At 61.8% G+C, this 17,612-nt stretch carries 18 protein-coding genes; 11 read left to right on the top strand and 7 right to left on the bottom strand.

The features are described 5' to 3' along the window. The first annotated feature begins 147 nt into the window (after window positions 1-147). The 10 genes from NKI59_RS19875 (at window position 148) to NKI59_RS19830 (ending at window position 10,246) form a co-directional block, all read left to right on the top strand. Window positions 148-2,016, top strand: coding sequence for a tetratricopeptide repeat protein (locus tag NKI59_RS19875; protein ID WP_352706272.1), 1,869 nt, complete (start codon window positions 148-150; stop codon window positions 2,014-2,016). Then, complete coding sequence (locus NKI59_RS19870; RefSeq protein ID WP_352706270.1) at window positions 2,013-2,429, top strand: hypothetical protein; 417 nt, start codon at window positions 2,013-2,015, stop codon at window positions 2,427-2,429. The genes NKI59_RS19875 and NKI59_RS19870 overlap by 4 nt, the downstream gene beginning before the upstream one ends. A gap of 38 nt (window positions 2,430-2,467) precedes the next feature. Further along, entirely contained in the window at window positions 2,468-4,240 is a 1,773-nt protein-coding gene (locus NKI59_RS19865; protein WP_352706268.1) for a tetratricopeptide repeat protein, read from the top strand. Between the two features lie 35 nt (window positions 4,241-4,275). Further along, entirely contained in the window at window positions 4,276-4,992 is a 717-nt protein-coding gene (locus NKI59_RS19860; RefSeq protein WP_352706266.1) for an acyltransferase family protein, read from the top strand. A gap of 397 nt (window positions 4,993-5,389) precedes the next feature. After that, window positions 5,390-5,893 carry an Lrp/AsnC family transcriptional regulator gene (locus NKI59_RS19855; protein WP_023677254.1) on the top strand — a complete coding sequence of 168 codons (504 nt, stop codon included), beginning with the start codon at window positions 5,390-5,392 and terminating at the stop codon, window positions 5,891-5,893. Beyond that, a complete protein-coding gene (locus tag NKI59_RS19850) occupies window positions 5,890-7,053 on the top strand; it encodes a saccharopine dehydrogenase family protein (RefSeq protein ID WP_352706264.1) in 1,164 nt (387 codons plus the stop codon). The genes NKI59_RS19855 and NKI59_RS19850 overlap by 4 nt, the downstream gene beginning before the upstream one ends. A gap of 112 nt (window positions 7,054-7,165) precedes the next feature. After that, window positions 7,166-7,954, top strand: a complete 789-nt coding sequence (locus NKI59_RS19845) for an ABC transporter substrate-binding protein (protein WP_352455419.1) — start codon at window positions 7,166-7,168, stop codon at window positions 7,952-7,954. A gap of 191 nt (window positions 7,955-8,145) precedes the next feature. Further along, complete coding sequence (locus NKI59_RS19840) at window positions 8,146-8,817, top strand: amino acid ABC transporter permease (RefSeq protein WP_352706261.1); 672 nt, start codon at window positions 8,146-8,148, stop codon at window positions 8,815-8,817. Beyond that, complete coding sequence (locus NKI59_RS19835) at window positions 8,814-9,488, top strand: amino acid ABC transporter permease (RefSeq protein ID WP_023677250.1); 675 nt, start codon at window positions 8,814-8,816, stop codon at window positions 9,486-9,488. Before NKI59_RS19840 ends, NKI59_RS19835 begins: the two co-directional genes overlap by 4 nt. A 29-nt stretch (window positions 9,489-9,517) precedes the next feature. Further along, window positions 9,518-10,246, top strand: a complete 729-nt coding sequence (locus tag NKI59_RS19830) for an amino acid ABC transporter ATP-binding protein (protein WP_352679106.1) — start codon at window positions 9,518-9,520, stop codon at window positions 10,244-10,246. Between the two features lie 639 nt (window positions 10,247-10,885). Here NKI59_RS19830 and NKI59_RS19825 read toward each other — a convergent pair. From NKI59_RS19825 to NKI59_RS19815, 3 genes are all read right to left on the bottom strand, one after another. Then, window positions 10,886-11,338, bottom strand: a complete 453-nt coding sequence (locus tag NKI59_RS19825; RefSeq protein WP_352587213.1) for a nuclear transport factor 2 family protein — start codon at window positions 11,336-11,338, stop codon at window positions 10,886-10,888. Window positions 11,339-11,352: 14 nt separating this feature from the next. Further along, window positions 11,353-12,039 carry a hypothetical protein gene (locus tag NKI59_RS19820; protein WP_352706256.1) on the bottom strand — a complete coding sequence of 229 codons (687 nt, stop codon included), beginning with the start codon at window positions 12,037-12,039 and terminating at the stop codon, window positions 11,353-11,355. Between the two features lie 109 nt (window positions 12,040-12,148). Next, complete coding sequence (locus NKI59_RS19815; RefSeq protein WP_352617282.1) at window positions 12,149-13,435, bottom strand: LuxR C-terminal-related transcriptional regulator; 1,287 nt, start codon at window positions 13,433-13,435, stop codon at window positions 12,149-12,151. On the opposite strand from NKI59_RS19815, the gene NKI59_RS19810 reads away from it, so the two are divergent. After that, window positions 13,424-13,726 carry a hypothetical protein gene (locus tag NKI59_RS19810; RefSeq protein WP_352706253.1) on the top strand — a complete coding sequence of 101 codons (303 nt, stop codon included), beginning with the start codon at window positions 13,424-13,426 and terminating at the stop codon, window positions 13,724-13,726. The genes NKI59_RS19815 and NKI59_RS19810 overlap by 12 nt on opposite strands. A gap of 432 nt (window positions 13,727-14,158) precedes the next feature. On the opposite strand, the gene NKI59_RS19805 is transcribed toward NKI59_RS19810, so the two are convergent. The 4 genes from NKI59_RS19805 to NKI59_RS19790 form a co-directional block, all read right to left on the bottom strand. Next, a complete protein-coding gene (locus NKI59_RS19805) occupies window positions 14,159-14,686 on the bottom strand; it encodes a c-type cytochrome (RefSeq protein WP_502893757.1) in 528 nt (175 codons plus the stop codon). 477 nt (window positions 14,687-15,163) lie between these two features. After that, window positions 15,164-15,439 carry a GFA family protein gene (locus tag NKI59_RS19800; protein ID WP_352706251.1) on the bottom strand — a complete coding sequence of 92 codons (276 nt, stop codon included), beginning with the start codon at window positions 15,437-15,439 and terminating at the stop codon, window positions 15,164-15,166. Window positions 15,440-15,471: 32 nt separating this feature from the next. Next, window positions 15,472-16,524, bottom strand: a complete 1,053-nt coding sequence (locus tag NKI59_RS19795) for a Gfo/Idh/MocA family protein (RefSeq protein WP_352706249.1) — start codon at window positions 16,522-16,524, stop codon at window positions 15,472-15,474. A 55-nt stretch (window positions 16,525-16,579) separates the two neighbouring features. Next, window positions 16,580-17,365, bottom strand: a complete 786-nt coding sequence (locus tag NKI59_RS19790; RefSeq protein ID WP_352706246.1) for a ThuA domain-containing protein — start codon at window positions 17,363-17,365, stop codon at window positions 16,580-16,582. Window positions 17,366-17,612: the final 247 nt, after the last annotated feature.

Here is a 17,612-nt window from a genome sequence, read left to right as displayed (position 1 = left end):
GGCTTCGCCTCCTGTGGCTTCTGTGTCATTGAGATGGGTGAAACGGCGCGCGCGGACCACCCGTTTCTTGCCGGGTGAACTCGTTAGCGATTGTCTCGGGGATTTCGTTGAATACAATGCAGCGGGCTTGCCGCGATGGGGGGCGATTTGATCGGACGGGTTCGACAAAGGGACGGGGCAGTCCGGCAATTCCTCGTTTGCCTCGTCGTCATGCTGGTCTCGGCGCTCCCGGCCTTGCCCGCCAGCAGCGACTGCGTCAGCGACGACGAGATCGATCCGGCGGTGCGGATTCCCGCCTGTACGCGCATGATCGAGGATCCCACCGAGCCTGTGGCCAACCGCGCGACTGCCTACTACAAGCGCGGCGAGGCACGGGTATCACAAGGCGACTACGACCGTGCGATTGCCGATTTGGGCCAGGCGATCGACCTCGATTCGAAATTCGCCGGTGCTTACTATGTCAGAGGCGCCACAATGGTCGAGGAGGGCGAAAATGATCGCGCCATCGCCGATTTTGGCCAGGTGATCAGCCTCGACCCGACAAACCCGGAGCCGTACAACGGCCGAGGTCTCGCCTGGGAGCACAAGGGCGACTACGACCGCGCCATTGCAGACTATGATCAGGCCATCAGCCTCGATCCGAAGCATTCCGACGCCCACAGCAACCGGGGCAACGCCTGGGCAGACAAGGGCGACTACGATCGTGCCATCACCGACTACGACCAGGCAATCAGCCTCGATCCTAAAAATGCGAGGGCCTACAACAACCGTGGTGTTGCCTGGAAACAAAAGGGCGAATACGACCGAGCCATCGCCGACTATGAACAGGCGATCAGTCTGGATGCGAAAGACGCCAGACCCTACAGCAACCGTGGTGCTGTCTGGGTACACAAGGGCGACTATGACCGCGCCATTGCAGACTATGATCGGGCGATCGACCTCGACCCGAAACATGCCGACACGTATGGAGATCGTGGCATCACCTGGGCACGCAAGGGCGATAATGATCGCGCCCTTGCCGACTACGATCAGGCAATCGGCCTGGGTCTGAAAGAGGCCAGCATCTACTACGACAGAGGCCTGGCCTGGTCGCACAAGGGTGACTACGATCGCGCCATCGCGGACTACGATCAGGCGATCAGCCTCGATCCTCGCGATGCCGATGCCTATCAAGGTCGAGGTATCGCCTGGGCACGCAAGGGCGACAATGACCGCGCCATCGCCGATTACGACCAAGCGATCAGCCTCGACCCGAAAGACGCTGGCACCTACTACGACAGAGGCCTGGCCTGGTCGCACAAGGGTGACTACGATCGCGCCATCGCCGATTATGACCAAGCGATCGGCCTTAATCCGCAGGATGCTGATGCATACGACAGTCGAGGCGTTGCCTGGAAACACAAGGGCGACTACGACCGCGCCATTGCCGACTACGACCAGGCGATCGGCCTCGATTCCCAGGATGCCACGGCTTACAACAACCGTGGCATTGCCTGGAAGAAGAAGGGTGACGACGACCACGCTGTCGCCGACTACACCCAGGCAATCAGCCTCGATCCAAAAAACGTTGATGCCTGGTACAACCGGGGCCTCGTCTGGTCTGACAAGGGCGACTATGACGGCGCCATTGCCGACTTCAGCCAGGCAATCACGCTCGATCCTACGGACCCGACTGCCTACGACAACAGAGGCAGTGCCTGGGCACGCAAGGGCGACAATGACCGTGCCATTGCCGACTATAGCCAGGCGATCATGCTCGATCCAGTACATGCCAAAGCCTTCAGGTACCGAGGCCGGATCTGGCAAAAGAAGGGCGAGGACGACCGCGCCATCGCCGACTACGACAAGGCGATCAGCCTCGATCCGAAAGGTGCCCCTGGTTACGACGGCCGCGGCTTCGTCTGGTCGGCAAAGGGCGACTACGCCCGCGCGACTGCCGACTACGATCAGGCAATCAGCCTCGATCCGAAATATGCCTATGCCTATCTTGGCCGCGGCATTCTCTCCTTCTATTGAGCGCGCTGGCCAAGGCGCAAGCCGATTTCGGACAGGCGGCCACGCTCAAGCCCGACAATGCCTATTTTGCGATCTGGCTGGAGATGACCGAGCGGCGCAGCGGTGCGGTGGGCCATTTGCAGGAAGCGACTGAAAAGCTCGATATGACCAAATGGCCGGCGCCAGCGGTTCGCATGCTGCTTGGAGAACTGACGCCGGCCGAGGTATCGGCGGCAGCCGACGACCCGGACCCGGCCAAGAAACGCGGCAATCTGTGCGAGGCGAACCTGTTCATAGCCGAGTTCGATCGGCTGCAACGACATGACGACGAAGCCTTGCGGCTCTACCGGGTCGCTGCCAGCGATTGCCCCGCGGAATATTACGAATACGTTGCGGCCAAGGCCGCGCTGCACGAGCTGGGCGTGGTTCCGTGAAGATAACTTCCGAGACATTTGATGATGCGAGGAGCGAATTGACCGGACCGGTTCGAGTGTGGCTCAAGCCTTCATGGTGGGCACTGGCCGCTGCAATCGTCCTGACGGTTTCGGCCCTGCCGGCGTTCGCGGCCAGCAGCGACTGCGTCAGCGATGACGAGGTCGAGGCAAGCACGCGGATCGCCGCCTGCACGCGCATGATCGAGGATGCGACAGAGCCCGTCGAAAACCGTGGTATTGCCTATTTCAAGCGCGGCAATACCCTAACGGAACGAGGCGACTATGACCGCGCCATTGCCGACTACAGCGCGTTCATCGGCATCGCCCCGACCGTCGCCAGCGGCTATTATAACCGGGGCATCAGCTGGGTCTTCAAGGGCGACTACGACAAGGGAATCGCCGATCTGGACAAGGCGATCAGCCTGGACCCGAAATATGGCGATGCCTACTACAACCGCGGCGTCGCGTGGACCTTCAAGGGCGAGAACGACCGGGCTTTGGCCGACTATGACAGGGCAATCAGCCTCAATCCGGGAGACGGCAGAAATTACCACAATCGCGGGCTGATCTGGTCACGCAAAGGCGACGACGACCGCGCGATAGCCGACTTCGATCGGGCCATCAGGCTCAACCCGAACGACGCCGGTTCCCTGAACGATCGAGCCGATGCGTTGACCAGCAAGGGCGATGAGGAGCGCGCGCTGGCCGACTATGACAAGGTGATCAGCCTCGATCCGAAAAACGCGCATGCCTACTACCGGCGCGGCAACGCCCGGCTGACAGCCGGCGATTTTGACGGCGCCATCGCAGACTACAACCAAGTCATCAGCCTCGATCCGAACGATGAGAGCATCTGGTTCAACAGAGGGGTGGCCTGGTCAGGCAAGAGCGACAATGACCACGCCATCGCCGACTACGACAAAGCGATCAGCCTCGATCCGAAAGACCCCAAAGCGTACTTCAATCGAGGTATCGCCTGGGCTAGCAAGGGAGACAATGATCGCGCCATCGCCGACTACGACCAGGTAATCAAGCTCGACCCGAAACAAGCCCTCGCATATAATAATCGGGGCTTGGCCTGGGTGGCAAAGGGGAACGATATTCGCGCCTTCGCGGACTACAGTCGCGCAATCGATATCGACCCAACACTTGCGATCGCCTACAACGATCGAGGCTTTCTCTGGAACAAGCGAGGTGAGTCCGATCGGGCCATCGCCGAATACGACCGGGCGATTGGTCTCGATCCGAAAAATGCAAGAATTTACCACAACCGTGGCATTGCCTGGATGGGAAAGGCAGACGACGGTCGAGCCATTGCTGACTTCGACCAGGCGATCCTGCTCGATCCGAATTATCCGTACAGCTACTCAAACAGGGGTGTTCTTTATTTCTATTCCGGCTCGCTGGCCAAGGCGCAGGCTGACTTTGAAAAAGCGGCCGCTCTCGAGCCCCACTACGCCTATTTTGCCATATGGCTGGATATTGTTGAGCGACGCAATGGCGCGGCGAGCCATTTGCGGGAGGCAGCTTCCAAGCTCGACATGACGAAGTGGCCGGCGCCCGTGGTTCGAATGCTGCTTGGCGAAAAGACACCCACCGCGACGTTGAACGACGCCGATGACCCGGATCCAACCAAGAAACACGGCAAGTTTTGCGAGATCAGTTTCTACAACGCGGAACTCAGCCGGCTCGAAGGGCACCGCGATCAGGCCCTATGGCTTTACAGGCATACCATCAGCCATTGTCCAAAGAATTTTATCGAATACCGTGCCGCCAACGCTGCGTTACGCGAGTTGGGTGTTTCGCCGTAACTCTGCCCGACGGATGTTCGTTTGCCGGTCGTGCAGTGTCTCTTGAGCAGATCACCAATAGCCTGCTTTTCATACCCTACCTCGGTACTGTCACCGGCTGTGTCCAACCAGTGCTTGGCGTGGGTTGGACGCTCAATCTGGAAATCCTGTTTTACATTCTGTTCGCGGCGACTATGGGTTTTGGCAGGTTGACGCAAATGGCCGCGGTCGGCGTTGTCTTTGCAATCGCCGTTGCTGCACGCATCATCTTCAAACCCGCCGCCGAGACTGTGCTGTTTTTCTACACCACGCCAATCCTGTTTGAGTTCCTTGCCGGCATGGCTCTCGGCCACCTGGTCCGCGGGCTGACGCGTTTGCCTGTTTTCCTGGGTGCCTCGGCAATCGTGTTCGCCATCATGTCCGTGCTGGTGATGGTACTTGACTTCGACTTGCCGCGAACCCTTGCTCAGGGAATCCCGGCGTTGATCCTTGTCGCGGCTTGCATCAGCCTGGAAAGCTACTTCCGGCTTTTTGCTCCTCGCCTGCTGGCAATATTGGGCGATGCTTCCTACTCTCTCTATCTGACGCATCCTATCGTGCTGCTTGCGACCGCTCCTGTCGTTGCAAGCACCAATCTGTCACCATGGCTTGCAGGCGCGGTTATTGTCACCGCCTGCATTGCCGTCTGCCTGGCCAGCTACAGTTTTATTGAAAAGCCGCTTTTGGCCATATCGCGGATGAGCCTCTCCGCCTATCGGGTGAAGGCACAATGAGTTGCGGCTGCGCCCCCACCAACTTGGTCGGCGTGCTATGGAGGTGCGTTGCACCTCTTGCGCCACTTGTTTCTTCACCCTCGAACACAGCGCGTCCCGAACGGCGCTGTACCGCCAACCTCAACCGGCGGCGCTGAACCTTCAAAGTTATCCGGAAAACAAAAAAACCCGCCTCGGCGGGCGGGTCGTTGGAGCCAATTAGCACCATACCCAAATCAGTAGCATAGCTGCCGGCACAAAGCAAGAACAAAATGTGGCGACATCGACGAAACTGCCGATTGGCACAAGGCACGGCGGGATGACATGGCTCTTGCCGTTGTTAAAAATCTCCCATAAGGTATTTTCATATCCGAAAGAAAATACGACTGTTTCTTTCCCTTTATGAAAGCCTGACTGTTTGCGGGAGCATCTCGATCAGACCGACCGGCGACTGGTCAAGCTGCTGTCGCAGGATGCGCAGCTTGGCGTCAATCGCCTCGCAGAAAAGATGGCGATCTCGGTGCCGACGGTGCGCATGCGGCTGCGCAACCTGCTCGACCGCAACCTGCTCAAGATTGTCGGGCTGCTCAACCTGACCGAACGCCCCGAGCTGATCTCGGCCATCGTCGGCATCAATGCGCAAGGGCGCGGCCGGGCGCGAGAACTGGCGCAGCGCATCTCCGAACTGCCTTTCGTGAACTCGGCCGCCGTCGTCACCGGACGCTTCGACATCATCGTCGACGTAACCGTGGCCGGCGATGTCGCCGATCTCTACCGCGTCACCAGCGAGCTGATCCCCGGCGCAGGCGAGCCGGGCGAGGTGGTGCGCAGCGAAACCTTCGTCGTCATGGCGTCCTGCAACAAATGGGTCAGCCTGCCGGAAGGCTGCTGGTCGGACGAGACGCGGAAGGAAATGGCATGAAGATCGCGGTTCTCGGCGGCCTCGGCCTGCAAGGCCGGGCGGCGATCGCCGATCTCGTTGCCAGCGACGGCGTCGAGCAAGTGGTCTGCCTCGACACCGCAACCGACGGCGCTGCGCGGCTTGGCGGCCTGACCGACCTTGCCCGGGTGCGTTTCGTCGTGCCGGAGGGCGCGATCGGCCCAGCATTGGCCGATGTGATGAAGGACGTCGACGCCGTCATCGACCTGTTGCCGCAGCCGCTGATGCGCGAGGCGGTGCAGGCGGCGATCGCGACGCGCACGCCGCTGGTCACCACCAATTACGGCAAGGCCATCGCCGATCTCGCTCCCGAGGCCGAAAAGGCCGGCGTCTCGATCGTCACCGAATGCGGGCTCGACCCCGGCATCGACCTTGTGCTCTACGCGCGCGCCGCAAGCCAGTTCGACACCATCACCGCGATCGATTCCTACTGCGGCGGCATTCCCGAGCCGAAGGCGGTGGTCGAGCCGCTGCGCTACAAGGTGAGCTGGAATTTCGACATGGTTCTGGTCAGCCAGAACCGCGACAGCGTACTGGTCGAGGACGGCAAACGGGTCGATGTGCCGGCCGCCCGCCAGCACGACAATCGTTTCATCCACGACATCGAGATCGCCGGGCTGGGCAGGCTGGAGGCCTTTCCCAATGGCGACGCGCTGCATTATGCCGGCATGCTCGCCGCCGCCAAAGGGCTGCAGCGCTCCGGCCGCTATTCGCTGCGCTGGCCCGGCTGGTCGGCGTTCTGGGCGCCGCTGAAGCAGCTCGGCCTCCTGTCCGAGGACAAGGTGCCCGGCACCGGCGTTAGCCCACGCGAATTCCTCGGCCGGCTGCTTGGCCCGCAACTGCAATATGGCGCGGACGAAAAGGACCTTTGCGTCATGCGCAACGTCTTTGTCGGCAGCGAAGGCGGCCGCCGCAAGACGGTGACCTCAGAGCTGGTCATCGAACGCGACCTCGCCTCCGGCCTGTTCGGCATGAGCCTTGGCGTCGGCTATCCCGCCAGCATCGTGGCGCAGATGCTGGCACGGCGTGAGATCGCCACGCCCGGCCTGCTCAACCCGCTGCTGCATGTGCCCGATGGCCGCTTCCTCGATGAGCTGGCCAGGCGCGGCATCAAGGTCGCCGAAACGGTGAGCTGGGATTGAAGATTTTCGAACGGTGGTTGCCGCCGGCAACGGCGCTGCCGCTCAAAAAGCACCTCGATGGGGGTGAAGCAAACAAGTGGAACAACAAACGACAACAAGGAGGAATGCCCAAATGAACATTGCCAAGCTTTTCATCGCCGGACTTGCGCTCGCCGGCCTCACCGCTGCCGCCAGTGCGGGAACGCTCGACGAGATCACCAAGCGCGGTGAGTTGCGCGTCGCCGTGCAGACGCAAGGACCACCCTTCTCGCTGGTGGGTGCTGCCGGCGAGCGCACCGGCAGTTCGGTCGAACTCGCCGAACTGATGGCCAAGGAAATGGGCGTCAAGATCACCTTCCTCGACTTCGACTGGGACGGCCTGATCCCGGCGCTGCTGTCGGGCAAGGCCGATCTTCTGGTCGCCGACATGACGCCGACATTGGCGCGTGGCATGAAGGTCGCCTTCACCAAGCCTTACATGTACACGGGCAGCACAGTCTTCACCAAGGCTGGGACCGCCTTCAAGTCCACCGAGGACTGCAAGGCCAAGGGCACCAAGATCGCGGTGCTGCTCGGCGCCACCGGCGAGAAGGAAGCCAAGGCCGCCTTCCCCGATGCCGATATCAAGAGCTACAAGGGCGGCGGCCCGCTGCTGCTCGACGCCGTCAACAACGGCCAGGCCGATTGCGGCGTCAACGACGTCTCGGCGGTCAAGGGCCAGTCGACCGCTTACCCGGCCGGCAGCTTCACCATCATGCCGGATATGCTGTCGAAGGAGCCACTGGCCTTCGCCACACGCTATGACGAGCAGGACCTGCTGGTCTGGATGAACCTGTTCCTCGACCAGGTCAGCCTCGACGGCCGCCTGCAGAAGAACCTCGATTACTGGGTGAATTCCGACGCCTGGAAGAAGGATCACTAAGTAGAGTGAATGGTGAATGGTGAATAGTAAGTAGGGAGTAGGGAGTAGGGAGTAGGGAAGAGCTACTCGCTACTCGCTACTCGCTACTCGCTACTCGCTACTCGCTACTCGCTACTCGCTACTCGCTACTCGCTACTCGCTTACGCCCTACTCACTATTCACTATTCACTATTCACATTCACCGCCCCACCATGCTCGAAAACTTCAGCTTCCGCACCATCGTCGAATATCTGCCCTTGTTCGGGCAGGGCCTCATCACGACCGCGCGGCTGTCTGTCCTCTCCTTTGCCGGCGCGCTCGCCGTCGGCATCGTGCTCGCCGCGATGAATTTGCAGCGCGGCCGGCTGTTCCGCGTCCCGGCCAAGGCCTATATCGACGCGGTGCGCGCCACGCCGCTGCTGGCGCAGCTTTATTTCCTCTATTTCGGCCTGCCGCGGCTCGGCTTCGTCCTGCCCGAGCTCGTCGTCGGCATCTTGGCCCTGTCGCTGAACAGCGGCGCCTATGTCGCCGAGATCATCCGCGCCGGCATCCTGTCGATCCCGCGCGGCCAGGTGGAGGCCGGCGTTGCTTCGGGCATGACCTATGTCCAGCGCATGCGCCTCGTCATCCTGCCGCAGGCGTTCAAGGTGACGATCCCGCCGCTGCTCGGCCAGGCAATCGTGCTGGTCAAGGATTCCGCCCTGTTGTCGCTGATCTCGGTTGCCGAGCTGACGCGCGCCGGACAATTGCTCGCCTCCGACCGCTTCATGCCGGCGGAAGGTTTCATCACCATCGCCGCCTTCTACCTCCTGCTCTATTACGGGCTGAAGGGGCTGGCGGCGCTCTCCGGGCGCTGGCTCGGCCTGGCGGGGGCACGGACATGATCTGGCAGCAGCTGCAAAGCATCGCCGGCAGCTATCCCCTCGCCTTGCGCGGCCTCGGCATGACCGTGGTGCTGTCGCTGATCAGCCTGGTGCTGGGCACGCTGCTCGGCTTCGGCCTCGGCATCCTGCGCACCGGCGGCAACCGGCTGATCAGCGGCGCGATCGGCGCCTGGGTCGACCTGATCCGCGGCACGCCGTTCCTGGTGCAGATCTTCCTGATCTTCTTCATCCTGCCGGAACTCGGCATCGAGCTCGACGCCTTCACCGCCGGCATCATCGCGCTGACCAACCTGGCCGCCTGCTTCATCTGCGAGATCGTCGTCGCCGGCATCCGCTCGGTGCCGACCGGCCAGGTCGAGGCAGCACTTGCGTCCGGCCTGTCGCGCTGGCAGCGCATGCGCCAGGTGGTGCTGCCGCAGGCGATGCGCATCGTGCTGCCGCCGCTGGTCGGGCAATATGTGCTGCTGATCAAGGATTCCTCGGTCGTCTCGGCCATCGGCCTCACCGACCTCACCCGCGTCGGCTGGCTGGTGGTGCAGCGTGTGCCGAACGGCCTGCTCGTCTTCTTCCTGGTCGGCCTCGGCTATTTCATCGTCTGCTACCCCCTGATCATGCTGGCCCGCCGGCTGGAGCAGCGCATGGGCGCGGCGCATGGCGAGGTGCAATTGTGATGTCGAACCCTAGCAAAAATGGCACCGGCATGATCGAATTTCGCGGCGTCAACAAATGGTTCGGCCAGCTCAACGTGCTCAGGGATGTTACGTTGAGCGTCGAGCCGCGCGAAGTGGTCGTCGTCTGCGGCCCGAGCGGCTCGGGCAAGAGCACCTTGATCCGCTGCATCAATGGGCTGGAGACGATCCGCGACGGCGACCTGACGGTCGACGGCCAGCGCCTCGGCGACCCCGCCACCAACATGACGCGGCTGCGCACCGAGATCGGCTTCGTCTTCCAGTCGTTCAACCTCTATCCGCACAAGACGGCGCTCGAGAACGTCACCCTGGCGCCGATCCATGTCCGCAAGATCCCGCGCGCTGAAGCCGAGAAGGCCGGGCGCGAATTGCTCGCCAAGGTCGGCCTCGCCGACAAGGTGAACGCCTATCCGGCGCAGCTGTCTGGTGGCCAGCAGCAGCGCGTGGCGATCGCGCGCTGCCTCGGCATGCGCCCCAAGATCATGCTGTTCGACGAGCCGACCTCGGCGCTCGATCCCGAGATGATCTCGGAAGTGCTCGACGTCATGGTCGCGGTGGCGGAGGAAGGCATGACCATGATGGTGGTGACGCACGAGATGGGCTTTGCCCGCAAGGTCGCCCAGCGCGTCGTGTTCATGGACGCCGGCGCCATTGTCGAAAGCGGCACGCCGGACGAGTTCTTCTCGCACCCGAAGACCGACCGCAGCCGCGCTTTTCTCAGCAAGATCCTGCGGCATTAGGGCTAACAACTCAATTAGCTGACTGCCGGCTGCGACCGAGATGAGTGGAAATCGACCTTAGGACTCGCGCACCGTGACCTTGGTCACAGCTCTGTCGCCACGCTCAATCTTAATGCGCTTGTCACTCGGGATAGGCGGTGGAGCTACGTTAGCAATCTTTCCATCCTCTAACCGATCCGCAGTCAAAAGCTCTTCCCCTTTCGCCGTCTTTAGGCGCTCTAATTGATTGATATACAATCTTGACATGCCGGCCTCCCAAACGAAAAAGCCGGACAAGAATATTGTTAATAGCGAGCAAGCAGGCGGAAGAAGCAACTTGCGAATTAGAGAAAGCGCATCACGCTTTCAATATAGCGGCCGAGTCCCTGGCCCTCAATGTCAACTAACGGACGTGGTTTACACAGCATGCCGAGAGGTCTGCAGAAGGTTCAACTCGGTCGTTCAGAATGATTGGGTTTTGACCTAACACGTCAGCCGGCCGTGGCCGGCGTCTTCAGCCAAACGTCGCCAGAGGGTCGGCGCTGATCTCGACCCAGCCGACGGGCTGAAAAGAAGCACAGTTCTGGCTCCATGACGCCGGCAGAGCCGATGGTCCCGCCAGCGCAATTCCTTTCTCTGCCCGTTTCGGACCGACGCTTCTCAGAACGCGAAATCCGCGGACTGAACGACATCGGCTGGGAGCCAGGTTTCATGAACTTGCAAGATCTCGGGCCCCCGGCTGTAGCCGCGATCGCGGACCACCATCGTCGTGACCCGGCCATTGTTCGGTTGATCGGAGTCCTTCGCGTCGCGTTGCCATTCGTGGTAGTTCACGACCGCCAGGTCGGCGCTTTGATGGCTGATCCGGATGTCGCGTATCTTGATACGGAAGGCCGGATTCGATCCGTAGATGCTCTTCATGTAACCTGCGAAGTCTTTTTTCCCGAACGCCCTGCCGCCTGGCATGATGGCGACCAGATCTTCGCTGATCCGGTCGAGCGCGTTCTTCTTGAACGTCGCATCGTCGCCACGGCATCGGCCCGTCACCCAGTCGGTGAAGAATTCGTGGACGTCGTGGATCGTCGCTTCGATTTCCTTCGTTTGAAGGGACATTTTTTCCTCCTGTCTTAAGATGATGCTGGATCAGGCGCTTTGTGCTGTGGCTTGCCCGACCGGGCGCTCCTTGAGGACAGCCCGTACCACGCGAGCCACAGGCACATGAGAAGCGAGGAAATCAGCCAGATCGGACCTCCGATGCCGATCCCGAGCTGCTCACCGAGTGTCCACCCGGTTGCCGAAAGGATACCGAACGCCGAGCCGACGATCGCGGCCCATCGGGGCAGTATCCCGACGTCATCGCGGGCGTCGTGATACGCGACAAGCGCTGTCGCCAGGGCGAGCGCCCAGAATCCGTTACCCATGCCGCCGGAAAACGCCCACCAGGTCATGAAGGCGCTGGTGTCACCCCGGTCGGCCGCGACCGCGACCACCGATGCCTCGGCGACTGCGGTGGAGAACGTGGTCAGGGCGCCGAGAGCCATCACCATCCAGGCAGAACTCAGCATCGGCGAATGCCGGACCCGGGGGTTGAGCGCCAGGTTCAGGAACGAAGCGCCGGCGATCAGGAACAGCGCCGCTGCCGCCGTCCAATGGACCGTAGCCCATCGCCCATGGCCCTCGGCGATATTCTGCATCTGAACAGACAAATCCGCGTCCGGTGGCCCGTGAAAGACGAGCGCAGCCGCCAGCAGCAGCGTTCCGGTGGCGAGCCAGACACCGCCCGGCCCGCTCATGTTGTTATTATTCGTTTGCATCGGGAAAACCTCCTGTGGCCTTTACCACGCCATGAGGTTTAGACCCGCGCCACGGTTGCCCGCTTCGGCGTAAGTACCCACGCAACGAGAAATTTTGGCCTGGGTAGGATTACCCAGATACGACCATGCCGATCAGGCCGTGCTCGACCGCATAGGCCGTGGCTGCCGCGCGCGTGCGCACGTTCAGCCGCGTCAGGATATCGCTAACGTGATGGTCTACCGTCCGCTGGCTCAGACCGAGCTCGCCGGCAATTTCCGGGTTGGTCAGGCCTGACGCGATCAGGCGCAGAACCTGCGTCTGTCTGGGGGTGAGAACTTCGCCGCCTGTCGCCGTCATGGTGACCCGCAGCTTGCCGGCAACGGCTTCGTCGGGGCGCGCGCCGAGCTCGCGGAAAAGTCTTATCGCTTCGTCCAGTTCGGTCTGCGCCGCTTCAGTATCGCCGGTTGCGAGACAGGCCCGCGCTGTCAGCACCCGCATCCGGGCAAGATGATAGGGCGCCCGAAGGTCCCAGAGGATCGCTACCGCGCGCCGGATATGGGCCAATGCCTCCGCGGCTCGACCAGCATGGATCAGCACCCGCGCGGTAGCCTCGGCGGCTGCGGCGCGGACTGCATCCGCGGAATATTGGCGCGCGCAGTCGTGCAGTGTTTCGCACAGCTCCCAAGCGTCATCGGCCGAACCGACGGCGAGAGTGATTTCCACCGCAGCCGGCAAGAGGCGGAGTTTGCCCGGCAGGTCGTCGACGGACTGCAGTGCGCGGCGGATCGCCGAAAGGGCCGGCTGCTCGTGCCCCTGCTGCAATCGCATAAGCGCCAGCCCCGGCTGCGGATCGAACCCGAGCCTGCTCGCCGCGCGATAGGCGGCATCGGCCTCGTTCCATTGGCCGCGGAGTCGAAATACCTCGCCCTTCTGGTAGAATGCCGGACCGGCGTGGTGTTTCGAGGGCCCCTGCTGAAGGCGGATGCTGGCGACACCGGCCTCGCGGCCGGCCTCGTCCCAGTGGCCGTCGAGGATCAGAATTTCGGCCCGGTGGATCAGGCATCTGCCGGTGAAGGCAACGATGTCGGGCTGTCCCGCGCACCATCCGACCAGCGCCGAGGTCCATTCCCTCGCCCGGCCCGTGGCATGAAATTTCTGACAGATCTCGATCACGCTGCAGTAGACCAGCCCGGTAACGATCGGTGAGAGCCGGCCCGAGGTGACCGAAACCATCGCCTCGTCCAGCAGTTCGAAGCCGCGCACATAGTCGCCGCGCAGGATCAATATCCGGCCCTGAAGGTGGCGCGCGATAGCCAAGAGGTCCGGATCTTCGCAGCGCTGTCCGATCTCCGCGGCACGTGTTGCGTGCGCGAATGCTTCGTCCGGCCTGTCGGCGGCGAGACGTTGTTCGACCATTGGGAGCTGAAGGTAACCCTGTTCTGCACATTCCTGCGTATGATCCTCGACCAGCCGGTTGGCGCGGGTCAGCCATCCGCTGCCTTGGGCGAATTCTCCGCGAAACATCAGGGTGAGCCCGATCCAGAAGCCGCAACGCGCCGCGGATCGTTCGCGTCCGTTCCGGAGATGCTCTTCGAAGGCCCTCTCGTAGTCCCGAACGAATTCCTCCTCGCGCCCAAGCATGTAGGCGGCTTCCCCGAGGCGCTGGAGCTCGGCGCCGCCAAGTTCACTGCAGCGGTTTCTGTCTGACAGTTCGCGGTGAAGCCTGGACCAATCGCCGCGATTGGCTAGCTCCCCATACGGATCCGATGCAACTGCACCGTCTTCCGGCGACTTGTCGGGCGATCGGTCGGAGGGCGCGGGCATAGCCTCAGAATAGCACATATTTTGCTGAGGAGGTGACGGCAGATTACCGATGTGACAGAAGTTCGTTTCGGGCTCAACGAGCCGTTCATCGCGTCCGCCGCCGAGGACCGGGAAGGGTGGAATGCTGCCATTCGTCTCGTCGACGAGAACGAGTAGGTAGCGCCAATATCGCGACATTCATGGCGCTTCTCAAAAGCTCCCCTCGCGCAACGGCTCGATCGACCCATTTCTGCCGTTCGGATATCGGCCTCATCATCTCCAAGGCGGACATTCACCCATTATTCGACGAAAAATCTCGTTCCGATCAAAGCCGCCCTACTTCGTTGCAGCGGCTGCGGCTTCCCCCGGCGGCATAATCCGCATCATGAACGTCGACACCGCTTCCCCGGGTTTGAACGGGCCGGGAACCTGGTGGCTGACCGGCTTCACACTTTGGAGGAATGCCGCGATCGCCATGGCGTCATCCGCGGTGAGATGCGCAAAATCGCGCCAAGGCATGATCGGCGCCAGGATGCGGCCGTCCGGCCGTTCGCCGGTCTGGATCGCGGTGACGATCTGCTCCGGGGTCCAGCTTCCGATACCGGTCTCCCTGTCAGGCGTGATATTACGGGCGACAAAGACACCAAGACCAGGAATCTCGAAGCCCACGTCCGAACCGCCGAGGAAGCGCGACATGTCGGGCTTCCCGAAGAAATAACCGGATGTGTGACAGTCGCTGCAGCCGGCAATCGTAACCAGATATTCGCCGCGCGCGATCTGTGTGTCATCGGCCATGGCCGCGTAAGATGGCAGGGCAACAATCGACGCTGTCAAGAATGCAAGATGAACTGGTGTCCGAAACATTGCTTCCTCCCTGTGATCTGTTCGTGTTTGTCCGTCGACCTCCCGCGCCGTCAACCGGTCGCAATTCCCCGATTTTAACCACGTCGAGGACGCTGAATTCTAGCATGGCCAGCACGTAGTACCATCAGCGATCAATTGGATGGTCGGCGCTTGTCGCGCCCCGTTTGAGCGCAACTGTGACGGAGCTTGCTCAACCGACGCACAACGCCTTGTTTTGGCGCGATCGAGTCACGCACGGTGATGGATCGACTTCGTCGCCTGAAATGCCTTGTACGGTCGGACCGGGTCGAACTCGATCGTTCAGAGTGATTGGGTTTGATCCTGAAACGTCAGCTGGAGGCGACCAGCGCCTTCAGCCGAACGTCGCCAAAGGTTCGGTTCGGACCTCGACGCACTGGCAGCGCCGGCTCTCGTGGTAGAAGGACAGGAAGGGCGGCGGGAACGCAGGGTCCGCGAAAGCGCCCACCGGGATGGCGGTCAGACCGGGCTGCGTGTCGATCCGGTAATGGACGGTGGTGCCGCAATCGGGCAGAAGCTGTAGATGACGCGGCCGCCCTCGTCGCCAATGCGCGTGAACTCCGCAGAGCGGCCCTGGACAGAAACGTCACCGTCCGCAAACCGCGCGTTGAAGCTGAACGCGCTGCCGGTGCGTCGCTTGCAGGCCAAGCAATGGCAGAGCGAGACGCGTACCGGCTCGCCCGAGCAGGTGGCTGACAGCTGAGCGCAGGAACATTCGGCGCGCCGCGTGACCATGGCTGGCTCCTCTCAAGATTCCCTGAACGATATCACTGCGTATCGGTGCTCAATTCGGCCCGCTTCTCATCCGACACGACTGCGAGGTCGAGTACCTTCTGCAATTCGGCCGCATGGCGGAACGACGGTTCGGCCTGGACGCCGTTGCGGACCGCATCGACGAAGCGCCGGTAGTTGGTCTGCACCGTTCCGGCATTCAGAACTTGCCATTTGGCGTTCTCGATATCGTCGCCGATGCAGGCTTTCAGCTCCGAGCCGGTCAGATTGTGCACGACTTCGATGCCGCCCTTGTCGCCGTAGATGCGCAGGCGGAGTTCGTTCAAATGGCCGGTTGCCCAGCGGCTGGCATGGACGACGCCGAAGGCGCCATTGCTGAAATCGAGCGCCATGGTGAAACTGTCGTTGGCGTCGAGCTCGTATTCGCCGATCCGGTTGCCGGGCGCCTTGTCGAAGGATCTCAGCCGGCAGAACACATGGTCGATGTCGAGCGCCGCGCCATAGCTGGCGAAATCGAGAATGTGGATGCCGACGTCGCCCAGCACGCCATTGGAGCCGTGGCCGCGCGACAGCCGCCACAGCCATTTCGGATCGGTGCGCCAGTCGCCCCAGAACTTGGATATCAGCCAGCTCTGCAGATAGGACGCCTCGACATGCCTGACCGTGCCGATCTCGCCTGCCAGCACCATGGCGCGCGCTCTCTGCAGCGGCGCGACATTGCGATAGGTCAGGTTGACCATGTTGATGATGCCGGCCCGCTCGGCGGCAGCGGCCATCTCACTGGCTTTCTGGTAATTTTCGGCCAGCGGTTTCTCGCACAGCACCGGCTTGCCCGCCGCGATCAGCATCATGGTGGTCGGATGGTGGATGCGATCGGGCGTCACGTTCGCGACCGCGTCGAACTTGCCCCATGCCAGCGCCTCGTCCAGCGACGCGAACCGGTTGGGGATACCGTAGATGTCCGAAAACTTGTCGACACGCATACGGTCGAGATCGACGGCGCCGATCAGTTCGACGCCCTCGATCTTGCCGAACTGCCTGGCGTGCTCCTCCGCCATCCAGCCGGTTCCGAGTATCAACAGACGCATGATTCTTATCCTTAGGACAGGGCTTTATCTTCTTGTTCGATCATGGATTTGTCGTCTAGCGGAAGCCGGTTTCGCCGGCGGAATGAAGCTTTCCGCCGCGCTCGACGATCGGCTCGAGCGCCTTTTCCACCGGCACGTTCGGCGCATCGAGGATGGCTGGATTGGAGCCTTGCGGGTTGTGCGCCCATCTCACCGCATTGCGCAGCACCTTATGGACGTTGGCGTCGTGATAGGTCGGATAGGTCTCGTGGCCGGGCCTGAAATAGAAGATGTTACCGGCGCCGCGGCGATAGGTCAGCCCTGACCGGAACACTTCGCCGCCCTGGAACCAGGAGATGAAGACGGTCTCGAGCGGCTCCGGCACGGCGAACTGCTCGCCATACATCTCCTCGTTCTCGAGCTCGAAATACTCGCCGATCCCGGCAGCGATCGGGTGGTTGGGGCTGGTCACCCAGAGCCGTTCGCGCTCGCCCGCCTCGCGCCATTTCAGCGTGCAGGGCGTGCCCATCAGCCTCTTGAAGATTTTCGAGAAATGGCCGGAATGGAGAACGATCAGCCCCATGCCTTCCCAGACGCGGCGCGCCACGCGCTCGACCACTTCGTCGGCGACGGCGCGATGGTCTTTGTGCCCCCACCACAGCAAGACATCGGTCTTGGCCAGACGGTCGGCCGGCAGCCCATGCTCCGGCTGCTCCAGCGTTGCCCAGGACACTGATATCTCCGGGTCGAGCTTCAGTGCATTGGCGATCGTCGCATGCATGCCCTCGGGATAGATGCCGGCGACCACCTCGTTGGTCCGCTCATGGATGTTCTCGCCCCAGACGACAGCGCGTATTGTCATGATGTCCTCGTGATTGTTTGAAGCTGGAGCCGCCCCGGCCGGTCATTCATAGTGTCATCGGACGGGATTGAAAACCTTCGAGATTGGCCAAACCTCCCCAGCTTCGTCATCCCAGGGCGGAGCAGGCGCGAAGCGACGTCGCGAAGACCCTGGGATCCATATGTGGACGGCGCCCTGCCTGCAACGGTTGTTTTGCGTCGTTTTCGATCGCTTGCGTCCATATGTCCGGCCTTTGAGCACGGTCCTT

The sequence above is a fragment of the Mesorhizobium sp. M0598 genome, from assembly GCF_040320865.1.
In the GTDB taxonomy this organism is placed as follows: Bacteria; Pseudomonadota; Alphaproteobacteria; order Rhizobiales; family Rhizobiaceae; genus Mesorhizobium.
This window is presented reverse-complemented; position numbering and strand designations above follow the sequence as displayed.